17 protein-coding genes are annotated in these 15,611 nt (G+C 56.7%); 3 read left to right on the top strand and 14 right to left on the bottom strand.

Going from position 1 to position 15,611, the window contains the following annotated elements:
• Window positions 1-365: 365 nt before the first annotated feature.
• Together CEE69_RS07835 and CEE69_RS07830 are read right to left on the bottom strand one after the other, a co-directional pair.
• On the bottom strand, window positions 366-1,511 hold the full coding sequence (locus CEE69_RS07835) for a cysteine desulfurase family protein (RefSeq protein ID WP_099260143.1): 1,146 nt from the start codon (window positions 1,509-1,511) through the stop codon (window positions 366-368).
• Window positions 1,512-1,651: 140 nt separating this feature from the next.
• On the bottom strand, window positions 1,652-2,164 hold the full coding sequence (locus CEE69_RS07830; protein WP_099260142.1) for an SET domain-containing protein: 513 nt from the start codon (window positions 2,162-2,164) through the stop codon (window positions 1,652-1,654).
• A 252-nt stretch (window positions 2,165-2,416) separates the two neighbouring features.
• On the opposite strand from CEE69_RS07830, the gene CEE69_RS07825 reads away from it, so the two are divergent.
• Window positions 2,417-3,175, top strand: a complete 759-nt coding sequence (locus CEE69_RS07825) for a hypothetical protein (RefSeq protein ID WP_099260141.1) — start codon at window positions 2,417-2,419, stop codon at window positions 3,173-3,175.
• A 46-nt stretch (window positions 3,176-3,221) separates the two neighbouring features.
• Here CEE69_RS07825 and CEE69_RS07820 read toward each other — a convergent pair whose 3' ends face one another.
• The 5 genes from CEE69_RS07820 to CEE69_RS07800 form a co-directional block, all read right to left on the bottom strand.
• Window positions 3,222-4,859: a flagellar M-ring protein FliF C-terminal domain-containing protein gene (locus tag CEE69_RS07820; RefSeq protein WP_099260140.1), complete on the bottom strand. Its 1,638-nt coding sequence runs from the start codon at window positions 4,857-4,859 to the stop codon at window positions 3,222-3,224.
• A gap of 10 nt (window positions 4,860-4,869) precedes the next feature.
• The gene (fliE, locus tag CEE69_RS07815) at window positions 4,870-5,256 is read right to left on the bottom strand and encodes a flagellar hook-basal body complex protein FliE (protein WP_099260139.1); all 387 of its coding nucleotides are present in this window, start codon (window positions 5,254-5,256) and stop codon (window positions 4,870-4,872) included.
• Between the two features lie 68 nt (window positions 5,257-5,324).
• Window positions 5,325-5,744 carry a flagellar basal body rod protein FlgC gene (gene flgC / locus CEE69_RS07810; RefSeq protein WP_099260183.1) on the bottom strand — a complete coding sequence of 140 codons (420 nt, stop codon included), beginning with the start codon at window positions 5,742-5,744 and terminating at the stop codon, window positions 5,325-5,327.
• Window positions 5,745-5,791: 47 nt separating this feature from the next.
• Window positions 5,792-6,352, bottom strand: a complete 561-nt coding sequence (locus CEE69_RS07805) for a flagellar basal body rod protein FlgB (protein WP_099260138.1) — start codon at window positions 6,350-6,352, stop codon at window positions 5,792-5,794.
• Window positions 6,353-6,354: 2 nt separating this feature from the next.
• Entirely contained in the window at window positions 6,355-6,777 is a 423-nt protein-coding gene (locus CEE69_RS07800; protein ID WP_099260137.1) for an ATP-binding protein, read from the bottom strand.
• A 110-nt stretch (window positions 6,778-6,887) separates the two neighbouring features.
• Between CEE69_RS07800 and CEE69_RS07795 the strand changes: the two genes are divergently transcribed.
• Entirely contained in the window at window positions 6,888-8,180 is a 1,293-nt protein-coding gene (locus tag CEE69_RS07795) for a S26 family signal peptidase (RefSeq protein WP_099260136.1), read from the top strand.
• Window positions 8,181-8,251: 71 nt separating this feature from the next.
• On the opposite strand, the gene lexA is transcribed toward CEE69_RS07795, so the two are convergent.
• Window positions 8,252-8,854 (bottom strand): transcriptional repressor LexA, encoded by a 603-nt coding sequence (gene lexA / locus CEE69_RS07790; protein WP_233215013.1) that lies wholly within the window; start codon window positions 8,852-8,854, stop codon window positions 8,252-8,254.
• Between the two features lie 380 nt (window positions 8,855-9,234).
• Window positions 9,235-10,008 carry an undecaprenyl-diphosphate phosphatase gene (locus tag CEE69_RS07785; RefSeq protein WP_099260135.1) on the bottom strand — a complete coding sequence of 258 codons (774 nt, stop codon included), beginning with the start codon at window positions 10,006-10,008 and terminating at the stop codon, window positions 9,235-9,237.
• A 121-nt stretch (window positions 10,009-10,129) separates the two neighbouring features.
• On the opposite strand from CEE69_RS07785, the gene CEE69_RS07780 reads away from it, so the two are divergent.
• On the top strand, window positions 10,130-11,173 hold the full coding sequence (locus tag CEE69_RS07780) for a DUF368 domain-containing protein (RefSeq protein ID WP_099260134.1): 1,044 nt from the start codon (window positions 10,130-10,132) through the stop codon (window positions 11,171-11,173).
• On the opposite strand, the gene rnpA is transcribed toward CEE69_RS07780, so the two are convergent.
• Genes rnpA through nadA form a run of 5 tightly spaced genes read right to left on the bottom strand, consistent with a single transcriptional unit; the run spans window position 11,156 to window position 15,592 of the window.
• Window positions 11,156-11,578, bottom strand: coding sequence for a ribonuclease P protein component (gene rnpA / locus CEE69_RS07775; protein ID WP_099260133.1), 423 nt, complete (start codon window positions 11,576-11,578; stop codon window positions 11,156-11,158). The genes CEE69_RS07780 and rnpA overlap by 18 nt on opposite strands.
• Entirely contained in the window at window positions 11,578-12,894 is a 1,317-nt protein-coding gene (gene pyrC / locus CEE69_RS07770; RefSeq protein ID WP_099260132.1) for a dihydroorotase, read from the bottom strand. The genes rnpA and pyrC overlap by 1 nt, the downstream gene beginning before the upstream one ends.
• Window positions 12,891-13,922, bottom strand: a complete 1,032-nt coding sequence (locus CEE69_RS07765) for an aspartate carbamoyltransferase catalytic subunit (protein WP_099260131.1) — start codon at window positions 13,920-13,922, stop codon at window positions 12,891-12,893. The genes pyrC and CEE69_RS07765 overlap by 4 nt, the downstream gene beginning before the upstream one ends.
• Window positions 13,923-13,940: 18 nt before the next feature.
• Window positions 13,941-14,417, bottom strand: a complete 477-nt coding sequence (locus tag CEE69_RS07760; protein ID WP_099260182.1) for a DUF423 domain-containing protein — start codon at window positions 14,415-14,417, stop codon at window positions 13,941-13,943.
• Entirely contained in the window at window positions 14,414-15,592 is a 1,179-nt protein-coding gene (gene nadA, locus CEE69_RS07755) for a quinolinate synthase NadA (protein ID WP_315852519.1), read from the bottom strand. The genes CEE69_RS07760 and nadA overlap by 4 nt, the downstream gene beginning before the upstream one ends.
• Between the last annotated feature and the right edge of the window lie 19 nt (window positions 15,593-15,611).

Below are 15,611 nucleotides of genomic sequence, written 5' to 3'. Positions count from 1 at the left end.
TTGCAGGACTTCGCCAACGCTCTTGTCGGCCGCCAGCATGGCATCCGCATCACGTAGCTTCTTGATGATCTGTTCAGGTGAATGTCGTCGTTTCTTGCTCATGGAAAATCCTCGGCCGGAATTGGCTCTAGACTTTCATAACCCCTGGATCAGGTTTTGGGGAGCATTCCAGTGCGACGTGCCACTGAGCCCGCCGATGTGAACGACCGTTGTCGGGCTTGGTGGTCCAAGATACCCAACCTCGATGACCGATTGATGCGTTGCAACACCGGCCGCAACAGGCAGAGAATTGTCACGCTGCTGATTGATCGGTCGGGGCTGACTGCGATTCTTCGCGTCGCCTAGTGGCTGCGTGAGTGGGGCGACTACGGCGACGGATAGTCCGCGGCTTCAGCCAACAGGTTCACGGCCCGGTCGATCTGTTCACGGCTGGTCGTCCATCCGACTGACACGCGAATCGCACGACCGACTTCTTTCTCGCTGCAACCAATCGCTCGCAGTATCCGAGTCATCTCATCGGGTGGCGATTCGGATTGGGCCAGTCCGACGACCAGGTGCCGAGCAGCCTTTTGAATGCGTTTGGCTTCCGCAGGCATTTGCACGGTGACTGTGTTGGGCAATCCGTCTACATGCTCAGCCAGGATAGTGACTCGGTCATCCAAGTTGCTTCTCAAGCCGTCAATCAGTCGCTGGCGAAGTTCCGCGAGAGTTTCATAGGCTTCGTCGACGCATTTTCCAGCCATTGAAGCGGCCGAGCCGAACCCGACGATGCCGGGCACGTTTTCACTGCCTGCTCGCAGCCCCATTTCTCGGCTCTCACCAAACAAAATGGGTTTCAGTTCCAAACCGCGGCGAACGAAGAGGGCGCCGTTGCCTTTGGGACCGTACATTTTGTGTGCGCTCAACGCCAGCGAATCGACGCGAAGCTGAGTGACTTCGACGGGGATTTTGCCGACCGACGTCGTTGCGTCGCAGTGGACGCGGATGCCCCGGTTGTGGCAACGATCCGCCAATTCCCGGATGGGCTGCATGGTGCCGAGCACATGGTTGGCCAACTGCAGGCAGACCATTTGCGTCGATTCGCGAAAACGCTTTTCAAACTCGTCTGCGCTCACAACGCCATTGGAATCACAGGGCACCAATTCAACGTCCCAGCCGAGGCGTCCAAGTTGCAGTCCAGCCTGCATGACTGCGTCATGTTCGATGTTGCTGATCAACACATGAGGAGGGCCATCGAGCGGGTCCATCGTGTTGTCGAAGTCCGCTGCGCCGAGAATCCCAAGGTTGTTAGCTTCCGTTCCACCGCTGGTGAAGACCAACTCGAAGGGTTCGCATCCAATCAGAAACGCGACCGATTCGCGGGCGCCTTCAATCGCTTCACTGACCGCTGAGGCGTGAACGTGCGATTGGGTCGGCAGCATGAAGTGCGTCGACCAATAGGGTTTCATTGCCTCGATCACCGAAGGAGCCATCGGTGTTGTGCGATTGAAATCGAGGTAAATCAGCGACACGGCGAAAGAGACTGAGGTGGCAAAGCAAAGGAAGCGGGTTCCCCAGATTAACCCCTTTGCCCTGTGAATCTAGGCGGCAACACAGCGATTCTCACCGTGGGGCAGAAAGGCTGTGGCAGGTCGCTTCACCTTGGCTCAGCTCAACGAGGCTTTTTCTTACGCCCTTTGGCCAAACGCTTCATCTTTTTGACTTCGTCTTCCGAGACAACCCATCCACGACAGTTGCGGGCACCGCACTGGCACTTGGGATTCCAGTCAAATGCTTCCCAGGAATAGTCGAACGAAATCTCGGTCTCGGCTTCAATGTTACAAATCGCGACAACGCCCAGCGAGAAATCGGTCAGCTGAACCAATTCACAGTTGGGGCTGCACGAGTGGTTCATGAACGCACCAGGAGTGCTGGGTTCGAGGTACCATTCTTCGTCCAGGTCCATCACATATTCACTACCTTCGTAGTGTTTTTTGTTGATCAATTGACCGGTGACTTCAAAGACCAGTTCACCCGGTTGGAATTGCCGAGCTGCGTAGACGCCGAAGCCACATCGACCGGTGCTTTTGACCTCAATGTCATCGTCGTAGTACGAACGATAGGAATAGTCCTTGTCCACGACAGCTTGAAGCTTCTTGCGACGCTGTTTATCCAGTGCGGTCATTCGGTTTTTTGAAGAAGGGTGAGATAGAGACCTTGGACGGATTTTACCAAGCTTTGCGAAACTGGAGCGGACCGTCAACGAGCAATCGGGCGAAAATTTCCGCCCGTTCTTGTCACAGATGATCCTAATCAGTTTGAAACGAATGTGAGGGCTGCGCGTGATCGAAAGAAACGTTCGATGTGCGGTGGGTGAGTATGTCGATCACACCGAAGCCATCCGGTTTGATTGGTTACCAAGTCCAAGGGATCTTCCATGTCACGTTCGCTTTTCACTTTCTTATGTGTGATGACCTGTTCCATGGTCACCACCAATGTTCACGCGGACCTAGATTCGCTGTTGGGAAGTTGGACGGAAGCAGCCTCGGCAGAACACGCGGCGGACGAGTCGTTGGTCCTGAACCATGCGACCGAGCAGCCCGTGCAAGTTCAACACATGCATGCACCTGCCACCGCGTTTCCGAATCAGCCTGTCGCCACGGTGAACCCCTACGTGGTCACGCCGGGGACGATTGATTGCGGCGGCGGATGTGATTCGGCTGGCCCTTGTCAGAAACCAGCCTGCAAAACGTGCGGACCGAAATTCAAATGGGCCAAACGACTCGGCGGTGGATGCAACTCGTGCGGTGAACTCGTGGATCCATCTTGCCAGGCATGTACTTCGTGCGGACTGGGCGGCAAGCTCAAAGGCCTCGGCTCGAAGGGCTGCAACACCTGCGGCGAGATCGTTGAAGGTTGCGAAGCCGGTTGCAACGTTGGCCTGAGTGAGTGTCGACCACACCGAGCACCCGCGTTGCCACCACCAAGCTCGATGCTGGAGTACTTCCGCAGCCGACCTTCTTACTCAGGAATCTGGGCCGGGTACGCTGAGGAAACTCGCAATCGCTGCCGCAACAAGAGTCCTCACGTGCTGGGAACTTGCGATTGCATGGGATGCCAAACCGGTGGCTGCCAATCGGGTAACTGCGGAACCGCTTCGCCAGCTGCCGGCGGTTGCTCCAGCTGTGGGCACTGAATGCCGAGGACCGAGTGCCGAACAATTGATACGAAGTCAGGCTGGCTTAGGCTGCTTCGCCGACCCAGCTTCGAATCACGTTGGCGGCGACTTCGGGGTTGTCTTCGACCAAGGCAACCAGCTCATCTTGCAATGAGCCGCCGGTGATCTCCATCGCCTCGACTTTTTCGGATTGTTCTTCCACGGCAACCGGAGGAGCGGGGAGCTCCAAACCGAATCCTTCTTTGAAGTCCGTTGGATCGGCATTGCCGCTCAGTGACTTCACGCTGCTTCGAGCGATCAGCAGTGCCGCAGCAGCCAGGCCAAGCATGGCCAAGGTTTGCCAGGAGTCCGATAGCCAAGACAATGCAATCGCGGTGGTGGCGGGCGAATCCAATGCGGGCTCGGGCAAGTCGATGTAGTCCCAAACCTGAACCAACGGGAACCGGTCTTCTCCAGCGGCAACATCGGGAAGCAAGGCTGTGACGGCTTGCTGAATCTCCGTCTCGGTTTGTTCTTTCAACGTGACCAAGTCCGTTGTTTCCATCTGCTTGATGTCGTCCACGGTTTGGTCTGGGTTCGTTTCGAGCTGCTGTTTGGTCCAAACCTTTTTGTAATAGCTTCGTGGCAAGCCGATGGAGACCTTTACTCGTTTGACCGGCAGTCCTGCCATGCGAGTGGTTGAGTACTCCTGTCCGGCGACTCGGTTGCTAGTCCGCTCGTCTTCCTTGGTTTTGGATGTCTGCGCGGTCGCATCCAGTTTGACTGGGCGGTTGCTGCTCAGTGCATTGGTTTGAGCACCGGGGACGCCACCAGGCATCGGGCGTGATGATTCGGTTTCGCGTTTTCGAGATGTTTCGTTCAGCGTGGTGGGTTGGTCTTCGTAGCTGAGGCTCGCAGTTTCCGTGCTCATCGTCGGATCAATTTCAACGTGCGTCGCCACGTGAATTTTTCCGTAACCCATCAGGTGGTTGCGGATCTTCATCTCGAACCGCTCTTCCTCTTCGCGGCGTTTTCGCGAAAGCGGGTCGTCGTCATCGGCCAAATCGAACGACGACGATCCGTTGGTGTCAGTCACGACGACATCATCCGTTGACATACCAGCAAACGCAGCTCGGACGAGCTCTTTGATTTGCATCACTCGGTCCCGTGACAAAGGGGCGATGCCTTCGGGTTCAACGGTGACGCTGGCGGATTGAGGCCGGGCACGCGAAAGTCCCATTCGCTCACCCAAGTCGTATTCCACTCTCGCGGTGCGCACTTCGTGGAACATCATGATGCTACGAGCGATGTCGAGTAGCTTGGCGTTTCGTTCCCGAGCCACGCGTTGTTCGTTGGATTCAAACGGGCTGGCTTTTTCGATCGCCGCTTGCACGCTGGTTCGCAATGACAAAGGCAGCGAAGCGGAGCTTTCCAATGCTTTCAAGAATTCACTGCGTGATTCGATTGGAATCTTGATCCGACGACCTTCCCGGGTCCATCCTCGAAGGTCCGCGTTGCCAAACGCTACTTCGGCTGCATCGAGGTCTCGTTCACTGAAGCTGCGACCACCCAGCAAGTACTCCGAGGAGGGCGTTGAGCTGCCACGCACCAAGAAACCCATCGCCACGATGATTGCAGTCAGCAACAACCCCGCGATGATTCGCGAGGGAACGGGCATCGTGGAATAGATGCTTCGAAATTGATCGAGAGCGGTTTGAAGCATAGAGAATTAGTCAGATCTGAACTTGTTGGATTTCTCGGTAGGCGTCCATCAGCTTGTTGCGGATCTGCATCAGCATTCGGAAGGCCAAGTCAGCTTTTTGAACCGAGGTCAAAACTTCGGCCTCGTTGACGTCGCCGCCGGTCAACATGGAGTGAACCATGGAGTCGGCTTGGTTTTGCATGGAGTTGACGCCCTTGACTTGATTCATCAACAAGTTGCCCATTTCACCGAACGACGAATCGTTCGACGTGGGCTGAGTTGAGTTGGGGTCAAGCAGCGAAAACGCTTGGTTGGATGCCTTTTGTTCGACGCCTGCTGCCTTGGTCGCCTGCGAAGACGCGCCGCCCTGCAACGCACTGAACGTTGGCGGAGGTCGGAAGGAAGCAACGGGACGCATGAAGGTTGGGTGCGAGGAAAAAAGGAAGGATGAACGTGTCGCGAGCGATCAGGTTGAGGCCGGTGCGATCAGGCCAAAATCGCGAGTCGTTGACGACTCATGCTCTTGCTGATTTCGATCACACCAACGTTGGCTTCGTAAGCACGCGTGCTTTCCAGTGCGTCGACCATTTGCGTTGTCAGGTCGATGTTTGGGTGAGCGACATAGCCTTCCCACTTGCCTTCGTTGATCGCCAACGGGTGATCGGGTTGGTAGCGGTAGAGCGGTTCCGATTCATCCAGCATGACTTCGGAGACTTTCACTCCGGCCGCGTCACCGGGACTGGCCGTTTCGTCGGTTTGAAAAACGACTTGCCGAGCTTGGTAGGGGCTTGGGTTTCCGTTCTCGTCGACCAACGAGGAAATGTTGGCGATGTTTCCTGAGATTGCATTCAGCCGCGTGCGTTGAGCGACCAACGCGGAGGTGCTGATGTCGAGTGCACTGATCATGGCGATCTCCAAGCAATGAGGAAGGTGAATCGAAAACGGGTGGCGTATCAGGCACGTTCAGTGATCGCGGCACGCAACAGTTCAAACTGGCTGCGGAGCGTCGTCACGGCGAGGTCGTGCATGTGTTGGTTCTTGGCAATTTCAGTGACTTGTTGTTCCAGAGAAACGTCACTGTTGTCGTGGAAGACGACTTGTTCCATTGCGGCGCGTGGTCCACTGAATTGGTCGTCGCGAGTGACGGTTTCCGCAGTGCGCGAGGGGCTGAGTGCAGACAACTGCTGCGGACTCATCTCGTCACTGGAAGGGTTGGGCATTCCAACTGAACCGCCTCGGATGGCGGTGCCGAACGGATCGTGAACCCAAGGTGGGATGTGGCCTTCGCTCAAGTCCGGTTGGGTGATGGACGGTGCCGGTGATGGGCCCTTTCCGCGATCGCGGATTGACTCCGCCAATGCGGTTTGAAATTGTGCTTGATCCAGGTCGCGACTGCGGTAATCGGGCGTGCTCAGGTTGGCAATGTTGCCAGCCAACAGCTCGTGGCGTCGTTCTGTGAACGCCAGCGTCTGTTCGAGTGCACCGATGGTTGTCGAAGCGACTGGATTGAACATTTTCAAGCAGCTCGACGTTTAGCGGCTTGGTAATGGGGGAATTTAACCGTCACCGCACTGCCGCCTTGGGGGCAATCTTGCCAGTTCAGTTCGGCTGACAATGCTGCCGCAATCATGGGCAACTTGCAGGCTCGTTGTTCGACCTCAGCACCGGTGTCGGCGAGTTCAATCTCGATGCCGGTGTTGGTCTGGCATCCGGTGATTGTCAGCTCGCCGCCTTCGGGCATTTCGATCAGGGCCTGGCGGATCAAGCTTTCCATCAACTGGCAGAAAGACGCCTGATCGACGGGCAGTCGGAGGGTGTCGTCCATGTCCACCTCGAGGCAAACGGGTGCCGGATGGGCAATCAACATGGGCGATGCGAGCGTTTCCACCAGAATGGCTAAAGGTGGATCGTTGTCCTGGCCGATGAAATGATGTGACATGATAGGTTTCCGATGACGTTCATTTTTGGACGCGTCCGTGCGTTCCCGTTTGCTGTTAGCTTTCGGAGGGCGTTCATCGCAAGGTCAATCCATTCCGGTGCCCGGTTTTCATGTCCATTTCATCTCTGACCGACATTGCGGCGATTTTTCGATCGCGAATTTCTCGCCGGAGCATGCTGGCAGGCGCTGGATGGTTCGCTGTGGGGACGGCTGGATGTGAAACCCAGCGTGAAACGAAGACCGCGTTCCAGGTCGCTGGTCCATCGATGGCACCGACGCTTTGGGGGCCATCTGTTCAGTTTATCTGCGCAGCGTGCAAGGTTCCCATCCGAGTGGATGCGGAGCATTGGAAGACTGTCAGGCAAAGAGTTGCTGCGGTTCGAGAACGCGGTGCTTCTCCGCCTCGATGCTGGCACTGTGGAACGCCGGTCGATGGAGATTCAATCGCCCAGCCAACGCGGATCGAACCCGATGTTGTCACGGTTGTTTCGCCATCGTTGGCTCGGATTCAGCAGCGATTGGATACGGGGGACAAGCCACTCGTGTTGCTGAAGCATGAAGATGGAATCCACGTCAAACGGATCCTTGCCGGTCCGGGGCAAGTCGTGACCGCGGATGAGAGCGGTCGACTACTTGTAGATGCAGCCCCGGTCGCACTATCCGATTCGCCTCGTTTGCCGATCGATATCGATGAGCAGCGGACGGGGGACATTCCGAGTCGTTGGAGTTGCGTCGACGATGTTTGGCAGCGAGACCAAGAGGGGATTTGGTCGGGGGCTTCGCTGGGTACCAAATCGAAGTCCGGACTCGTTTGGTTGGTCTACCAGCACCGCAATGTTTATCGCGGCAACGTGGTCAGCCGGGTGCTCGATGACTGCCCCGCAAACCTAGGAATCGATCGCCGGCTTCATCCCGTCGATGACATTGGTCTGGCGATTTCGATCCAGCCACAAGCTGGTGTTGACGTGGGGAAAAATCAGTCACGAAGCGACCGACGCGTTCATGTGATTTCTTGGACGGAACAGGGGTCGCGAGTTGTTTCTCAAACGCTCCCTGAACAACCCAGCGAAATAGGCTCGCTCATCGAATTTGGTCCAACATCATTTCGCAAAGGCAGCGAACTAGACGCGAGCGGTCTGAATTCGGAAGGCATCCCCGAGCTTTCGTCCAAATCACCGATCGCGGTCGGGCTCGACCCTCGCTCAGTCGCAAATGCACGCGATCTTCGTCTTTGGCGTTCAATCGCGTGGCGGGCACCCCAGTTGTCGCGTTGGGAGCTGGGGACGGACGAGTGGTTTGTGGCGGGCGACAACGTGCCTGTGTCGGTGGACAGTCGATTTTGGGGGCCAATCCGGGCAAATCAGATCGTTGGTGTTTGTGAGCCGCTTACCCAAAAATCGTGATGAGCTCGCACTGATTGGATTCGCTCTTGTTTGCCTGAGATGGCAATGCAGAACGCGTTCCAAAGCGTGAGCTAGAGCGTGGTGCGAACGGTGGCAACCGCGACGCCCACGACTTTGGGATTTAGGACCGTGACCGGAGGTGAGTTCCGGTCGCCGTTTCGTAACTCGACGTGACCGTTGATTGGATGCCAGTATCTCAGCGAGATGTTTCCGGGCGTGGTTTCAATCGCGGCAAGTTGGCCGGCTTGGACCTCGTCCTGTTTGTTGATGACGATGTAGTCGCCGTCGTGAATTCCGCGGCCGGCCAAAGAGTCGCCTGATATTTGAACAACAAAACGATCGCCGTTCGCGAGAATCTTGCCTAAATCAACCACATCAGTTGCGTTCACATCGATGTCGGTCGGCTGGCTGCGAACGATCCCTGCCATGGGCAGTCCCGTTGGTGAACGAGCGTCTTCGCCCGTCAATTCGATCGCTCGCGACTTGTTGGCCTTTCGCGTGATCAGCCCTTTGCGTTCCAGTGCGCGTAAGTGACACATGACACCATTCGGACTACGTATGCCAAAGTGTTCACCGATCTCGCGTACCGTCGGACCGTAGCCGCGCTCGCGAATCAGGGACCGAACAAGCTCATAGACTTCTCTTTGTCTCTCGGTCAGTTGAGCTTTGGCCATGGAATTTAGGGGAGCGAGGTGGGGGTGGGCGGGGGGGCAAACAAATAATCCCATCACTACCAGTCAAGCCTAGCATGTGGATCACTTTGATGACGTTCAATTTATTGCTGTTTTTCACATCGACTACGTCAATGAAACTCTGTACCGAATTGCGCGAATCCGCAAGTGAATCGGGCCAGAATTTTCTCCTGTCCGCCCCATAGGGTGGTTCTAGGCGGTCTAGTCAGAACAGTTTCGACCAAGGACGGTAGCGAGAGAGCAACGCAATGCCAAAACGATGTACTGGAGCATAGCTAAAACTGAACTGGCAATGTTGCCGGTTGATAGCTTGTTTTAGCCTCGCTCTCGCTAGCTCGTCGCCCCCCAGGGCTCGCTAGCAATCACCGAAGATGGAGCAGGACGACCAGCAAGCCAGCCGGGATGCACCAGTATGCGAACCAATGCAGTCGGTCCTCGCGGCTCCAGCGGATCAGCCATTTCAGAGCCACGATTCCGACCGCGAATGCGACCGCGGCTCCGATCAGGAGCGTTGAAATCGAAGCTTCGCCGGAGGTTCCGTCTTCGAGAAGGTCCTTGATGGCCAGTACCGTCGCACCCAAAATCGCGGGGATCGCCAGAAGGAAAGAGAAAGTCACGGAGTCATCACGGTCCAGCCCCGTCAATCGACCACCCAAAATGGTCGACCCACTGCGGCTGATTCCCGGCAAGATGGCAAATGCTTGGAAGCAGCCAATAAGAAAAGCAGCACCATATCCCAGCCGGTCATATTTTCCCGATTTGGGGGTGAGTCGACCGAGGACGATCAACATTGCACCGGTGACAATCAGCATCGCTCCCGCGAGCAGTGGACTGCGGAGGATTTCAGGAAACTGAGTCTTGATCGTCAGACCGATCACAACGGCGGGAAGTGTGCCAATCACCATCAGGCCGATGACTCGACGGTCCTTGAGTAGCAATGCCCAGATCCGTTGCCAAAACACAACCAGGATCGAGCCCAGGGTTCCGGCGTGCAGAATGATTTCGAGCGTGACCGATTCGCCGAGTTCGCCCAGCATCGAACCGAGGATTACCAAGTGCCCTGACGAGCTGATGGGGAGGAATTCAGCGATCCCTTGCACGACAGCCAGAATGATGACGCGAATGAGTTCCTGCACGATTCGAGGTCTCAACTAAAATGTGTGGGGTGTGCGTCTGGACAGATGATGTCTTAGGTTACTTTGCCGAGGCCAATCTCGGCATCCGTCGTCTCATTTCCGTTTCTTTTCCTCCGCCTGAATGACTCCCGTGAACGCATCCAACGGCTCCGACACTTCTTCCGAAGGTATCGATTCTGACGCCGGGGAATCTGGACCTTCAAGCGATGCCCGGCGTCCCGATGGAATTGGGATGATGATGCTGAATGTCTTTCGGGGATTTTGCATGGGAGCCGCCGACACCGTGCCCGGCGTCAGTGGCGGGACGGTCGCTTTAATTCTTGGACACTATGATCGATTGATTGAAGCGATCAGCCATGTCGATACGGACTCGCTTGGTTTGCTTCGATCAGGCAAATGGATGGAACTCGCACGGCGGATGGACTTGCGGTTCTTGATCGCACTCGGGATTGGGATCGTCGTCGGGATCGGCTCACTCGCCGGATTGATGCACTGGTTGCTGCAGCACCGAGTCAATGAAACGATGGCCGTGTTTTTCGGTTTGGTACTGGCCAGCGTTTGGGTGGTGCGTCGCAACGTTGACCAATGGACGGCACCACGATGGGCATTGCTGGGAGTCGGTGTGCTGGTGGCTTGCGGGATCTCTCGCATTCCGGCAACGACCGGTGACGCCAGTCATGTCTTTTTGTTCTTCAGTGCATCGATCGCGATTTGCGCCATGATTCTGCCTGGCATCAGTGGCGCCTTCATCTTGCTATTGTTGGGCGTCTACGAACCCGTGATCGGTATGATCAAAGGTGTTGTCAAAGGGCAGATCGACATTGATATCTTGGGCCGTCTGGCTGTGTTCGCCGCAGGGTGCTTGTTTGGTTTGCTCGCGTTCAGTCGATTGCTGAACTACCTGCTGAAACATTTTCGCAATGCAACGATGGCCGTGTTGATTGGGTTGATGATCGGTTCCGTCGGCCGGCTTTGGCCGCTGCAACGTGTCACCCCAGAGACCGCCGAGTTGGAGCTGAAGTATCAAGTGTTCGAGTGGGTTTCACCGACCAACTACGAAGGCAGTGTGATGATACTATTGGTGCTCGCGATCATTGCTGCTGCCGTCGTGATCGCAGCGGATCACTTTACCCGGCGGATGCAATCTTCAGCGGCCGCGGCTTGATTTTTCGCCGGACGATTGGCTGCGGCGCACAGCTCGGGCGACGAGTTTAACGAACCCTCGTTCGATCAGACTCCAGTCAGCCGCCACGTCTTTCTTCGGTCGCACGACGTAGTCAAATTGGCTGGGCAGTTCCGCTTGGTGCAGCCGAAACGTTTCACGAATCAAACGTTTCCATCGGTTGCGAACCACCGCGTTGCCGGTCTTCTTGGGGATCGTCACTCCCAGCCGACTCTCGCCTTCCTCAGCTGTCTGTGAAGAAGGTTGGTCACGCGGCAAAGCGAAGACGACCAAGCAATCATTCGCTGCGACTCCGCCTCGCCGGAGTGCTGTGGTGAAGTCACCACTCCGCACGACTCGCGAAGATTTCGGAAAACCAAACTGTCGTTTCTCCGACGACCGCGACATCAGGAAGTCGAGTTCTTGACGGTGGGATGCAACTCGAACTTCATCCGTCCGCCAACCAAGGTGTGCGTGACGCGAGCGGAAAGCGTGCGCCCAGTCATGGGGCTGGAATGGCATCGCGAACGAAACTCTTTAGCCTCCACCGACCAGGCACCCTTCGGATCGATCACGGTCACGTCGGCATTCGCACCCACGGACAACGTTCCGCCTTTCACTCCCGCGATTCTTGCGGGAGAAGTCGACAGGCATTCGATTGCTCGTGACCAATCCAATATTTTGGTTTCGACCAAATCCGTTGCGATGGCGGCGAGAGTCGTTTCCAACGCGGACGCGCCGAAGGGAGCCAGGTCGAGATCGTTGGCTTTCTTTTCTTGAGCCCGCGGCATGTGTCCCGATTCAATCGCATCGATCACACCCTCGGCAACCGCGTTGCGCAACGCCTCGACATGTGACGGACTTCTCATCGGTGGGTGCACTTTGTAGCGAGAGTCGTACGACCGCAGGGCTTCATCGCTTCCGAACAAGTTGTGCGGGCAGACTGACGCGGAGATGCGGATGCCACGCGACTTCACTCGGCCGATCATGTCGATCGAACCCATCGTGCTGACGGGGCCAACGTGCAAACGGCCCTTGGTTGCTTCCGCTAAGCGAACGTCACGAGCAACCGCTAGGTCTTCCGCTTCGGTCGGCAAACCTTTCAGTCCAAGGATCAATCCGATTCGACCATCATGCATCACACCGCCTTCGGCCAATTCCGGCACTTCGGGTCGGTCGAAAATCGGCAAGTCAAACATGCGGCAGTAATCGAGTGCCCGTTTAAGCAATGCATCGTTGGGCATCGGTCGCGGCGTGTCGCTGAACCCAGCCGCACCGGCGTCGGCCAAGATTCCCAATTCGGCCATCTGTTCGGCTTGCCGGCCCTTGCTGAGGCAAGCGATCGGGAGCACCCGAACGCCATCGACTCGTTGCGCGATTTGGCGAACCAATTGCACGGACGCGGCAGAATCCATCAATGGTTTGGTGCTGCTGCAGCAAAGCACCGTTGTGTAGCCGCCGGCCAACGCGGCATCGCTGCCCGTTTGAATCGTCTCGTCTTCTTCGCTGCCCGGTTCACGCAGTTCCGTCGCCAAATCGACCAATCCGGGAGCCACGATTTTTCCGCTGACATCGAGTCGGCTCGCGTTCGGTGGCAAATCGCCATTTGGCGTGTCGATCGAATGAACCTTTCCATCGTGCAACACCAACCGTGCAATCCGATCGATGCCATTAGCGGGATCGATCAATCGCCCGCCATCGAGAACCCATGTGGAATCATTCATGCGAGGGTCTCCGTGGAGGCGTCGGCGTTGTCTTTCGCGTTGGCGAGCAGCCAAAGTGAGGCCATGCGGACGGCAATCCCATTGGTGACTTGCTCGAGGATCACGGAATGCGGTCCGTCGGCGACTTCCGGTGTGATTTCGACGCCGCGATTGATGGGGCCGGGAGCCATGATCAGGATGTCTGGTTTGGCATGCCGCAGTCGTTGGCCATTCATGGCATACAGGGCGGCGTATTCGTAAACGCTGGGGAACGGACGAGCTTTTTGACGTTCAAATTGGATGCGAAGCAGATTCAAAACGTCACAGCGATGAACGATTTCATCGAGCCGGTGAGCGACTTCGAACCCAAGTTCTTCCCAGCGATGGCTGACCAGCGTGGGTGGGCCACAAATGATGACGTGAGCCCCCAGCTTTCGGAGGCCCCAAAGGTTGCTTCGTGCAGTGCGGCTGTGGGCGATGTCGCCAACCAAAGCCACCGTCATTCCGGCGAACACTTTTTCCGGGTCGGCGGACTCGGACTTCCAATCGGATCCAATGCGATGCTGGAGGATCGTCAGCATGTCCAGCAAACCCTGCGTGGGATGCTCGTGCGGTCCATCGCCCGCGTTGAGCACGCAGCAACCCAGTTCTCGGGCGAGCAAATGGGGCGTTCCCGGTGTCGAGTGACGCGTCACAACCCAGTCGACACCCATCGCTTCGATGGTCTTCGCCGTGTCGACGAACGTCTCGCCTTTCGCGACGCTGCTGCCACTACTGCTGAATTCGACCGTGTCGGCACCCAGTCGTTTCGCGGCCAATGAGAAACTGTTTCGCGTGCGAGTGCTGTTCTCGAAGAACAGATTGGCACACGTTCTTCCGGTCAGCAGCGGAACCTTGCGACGACAACCTTCGGTCATCGTCTTCAGCTCATCCGCGGTGCGCAAGATCGCGAGGATCTCAGCTGCGGTGAGCCGTTCCAAATCCAATAGGTGAGGATGCCGCCAAACGGCCGGAAATGACAATTGATCGGGTGAGAGCGATGCGTCCATGGCCGGGAGTTTAAAGCATCATCGACTTGTCGACGAGTCACGGCAGCCCACAAACATCAACCATCCCACAATCCAGCAAACGCCGCCGATTGGGGTGATCGCACCCATCACGGGCGTGTTGGTCAAAACCAGCAAATACAAACTGCCGGAAAAGAAAACCAGACCCGCCACCATCAGAGCACGGATCGCCCGCAGCCATCCGGACCACCGCAAAGGAGCAATCGCCAAGGCCAATAACACGATCGCGTGAGCCAAGTGGTATCGGGCTCCCGTTTCAAATTGCTCGACTCGGCGAGCGATCGTATCGGGATCCAATCCGGATTGCTCGAGAAAGCCCGGCAACCCGTGAGCACCGAAGGCACCGATTCCCACTGCGGACGCACCGGCCAACCCCGCCACGATCATTCCAGTTCGACCCGATTGAGATTCCGTCTCGGTCAATGTTGTGACTTGCTCTGATGGAGAGGTCGCCTCATACGGCTTGGCAGATGTCATTTCACCGCCAACATTCGTTCCAACGCGATCAAGCTCCACTTGGTGGTCTCTTCATCCACACGAATTTGATTGACCAGCCGGCCGTCTCGCAAGTTTTCCAGGGTCCAACAAAGGTGCGTCAGGTCGATTCGGTACATGGTCGCGCACATGCAGACGACTGGACTTAGGAAGTGAATCTCTTGCTCAGGGTGCTCGTCCTTCAAGCGATTGACCAAGTGCAACTCTGTCCCGATAGCCCACTTGGTCCCCGCCGGTGAGTTCTTGACCGTTTGAATGATCTTGCCCGTGCTGCCGCTGACGTCGGCGATGTCGTTGACTTCGCGGGGGCATTCGGGGTGAACCAGGATCTGGATGCCTTCGTGTTCTTTGCGGAACCGATCAACGTGTTCGGCGCGGAACATTTGGTGCACGCTGCAGTGACCCTTCCACAGGATCACTCGGCTCGATTCGATTTGTTCGTCGGTGTTGCCGCCCATTTCCAATGCGTAGGGATCCCAGACCGGCATTTGGTCTTCGGTGATGTCCATCGTCAGGGCTGTGTTACGACCAAGGTGTTGATCGGGGAAGAAGAACACTCGCTGGCCGCGTTCAAACGCCCATTCCAAAACCGCTTTTGCATTGCTGCTGGTGCAGACGATTCCGCCATGCCGACCGCAGAACGCTTTCAGGCTGGCAGCGCTGTTGATGTACGTGACCGGAATGACTTGTTCGGTATCGATCACTTCGGACATGTCGGCCCAAGCCGCTTCGACCTGAGCGATCGCGGCCATGTCAGCCATCGAGCAACCCGCCGCCATGTCGGGCAGCAGAACGTCGACTCGTCGGCCGTCGCGAGCTTCGATTCGATCCGGACGGTTGGCCAAGATGTCCGCTGTTTCTGCCATGAAGTGAACGCCGCAGAAAACGATCGTGCGGCAGGCTTGGCTTTTCGCAGCCATCTCGGACAACTGGTAACTGTCGCCTCGCAAGTCGGTGTGCTCGATCACCTCGTCTTGTTGATAGTGGTGGCCCAGGATCAACAGTTCCTCGCCGAGTTCTTTCCGAACTGCTTCGATGCGTTTCTGAAGGACCTCGTTTTCCAACGATCGGTACGGTTTCAAAGGATGCAGCGCATCCATCTCATCGTTTCCGGTCGTGGGTTGTTCGGGAGGCGTGGTGGTTGGCAAATCGACCATGGGGATTTCAATCAAAGGG

The organism is Rhodopirellula bahusiensis (assembly GCF_002727185.1).
GTDB classification, from domain to species: Bacteria; Planctomycetota; Planctomycetia; order Pirellulales; family Pirellulaceae; genus Rhodopirellula; species Rhodopirellula bahusiensis.
Note: the sequence above shows the minus strand (reverse complement) of the source record. Positions and strands in the feature narration are given on the sequence as shown.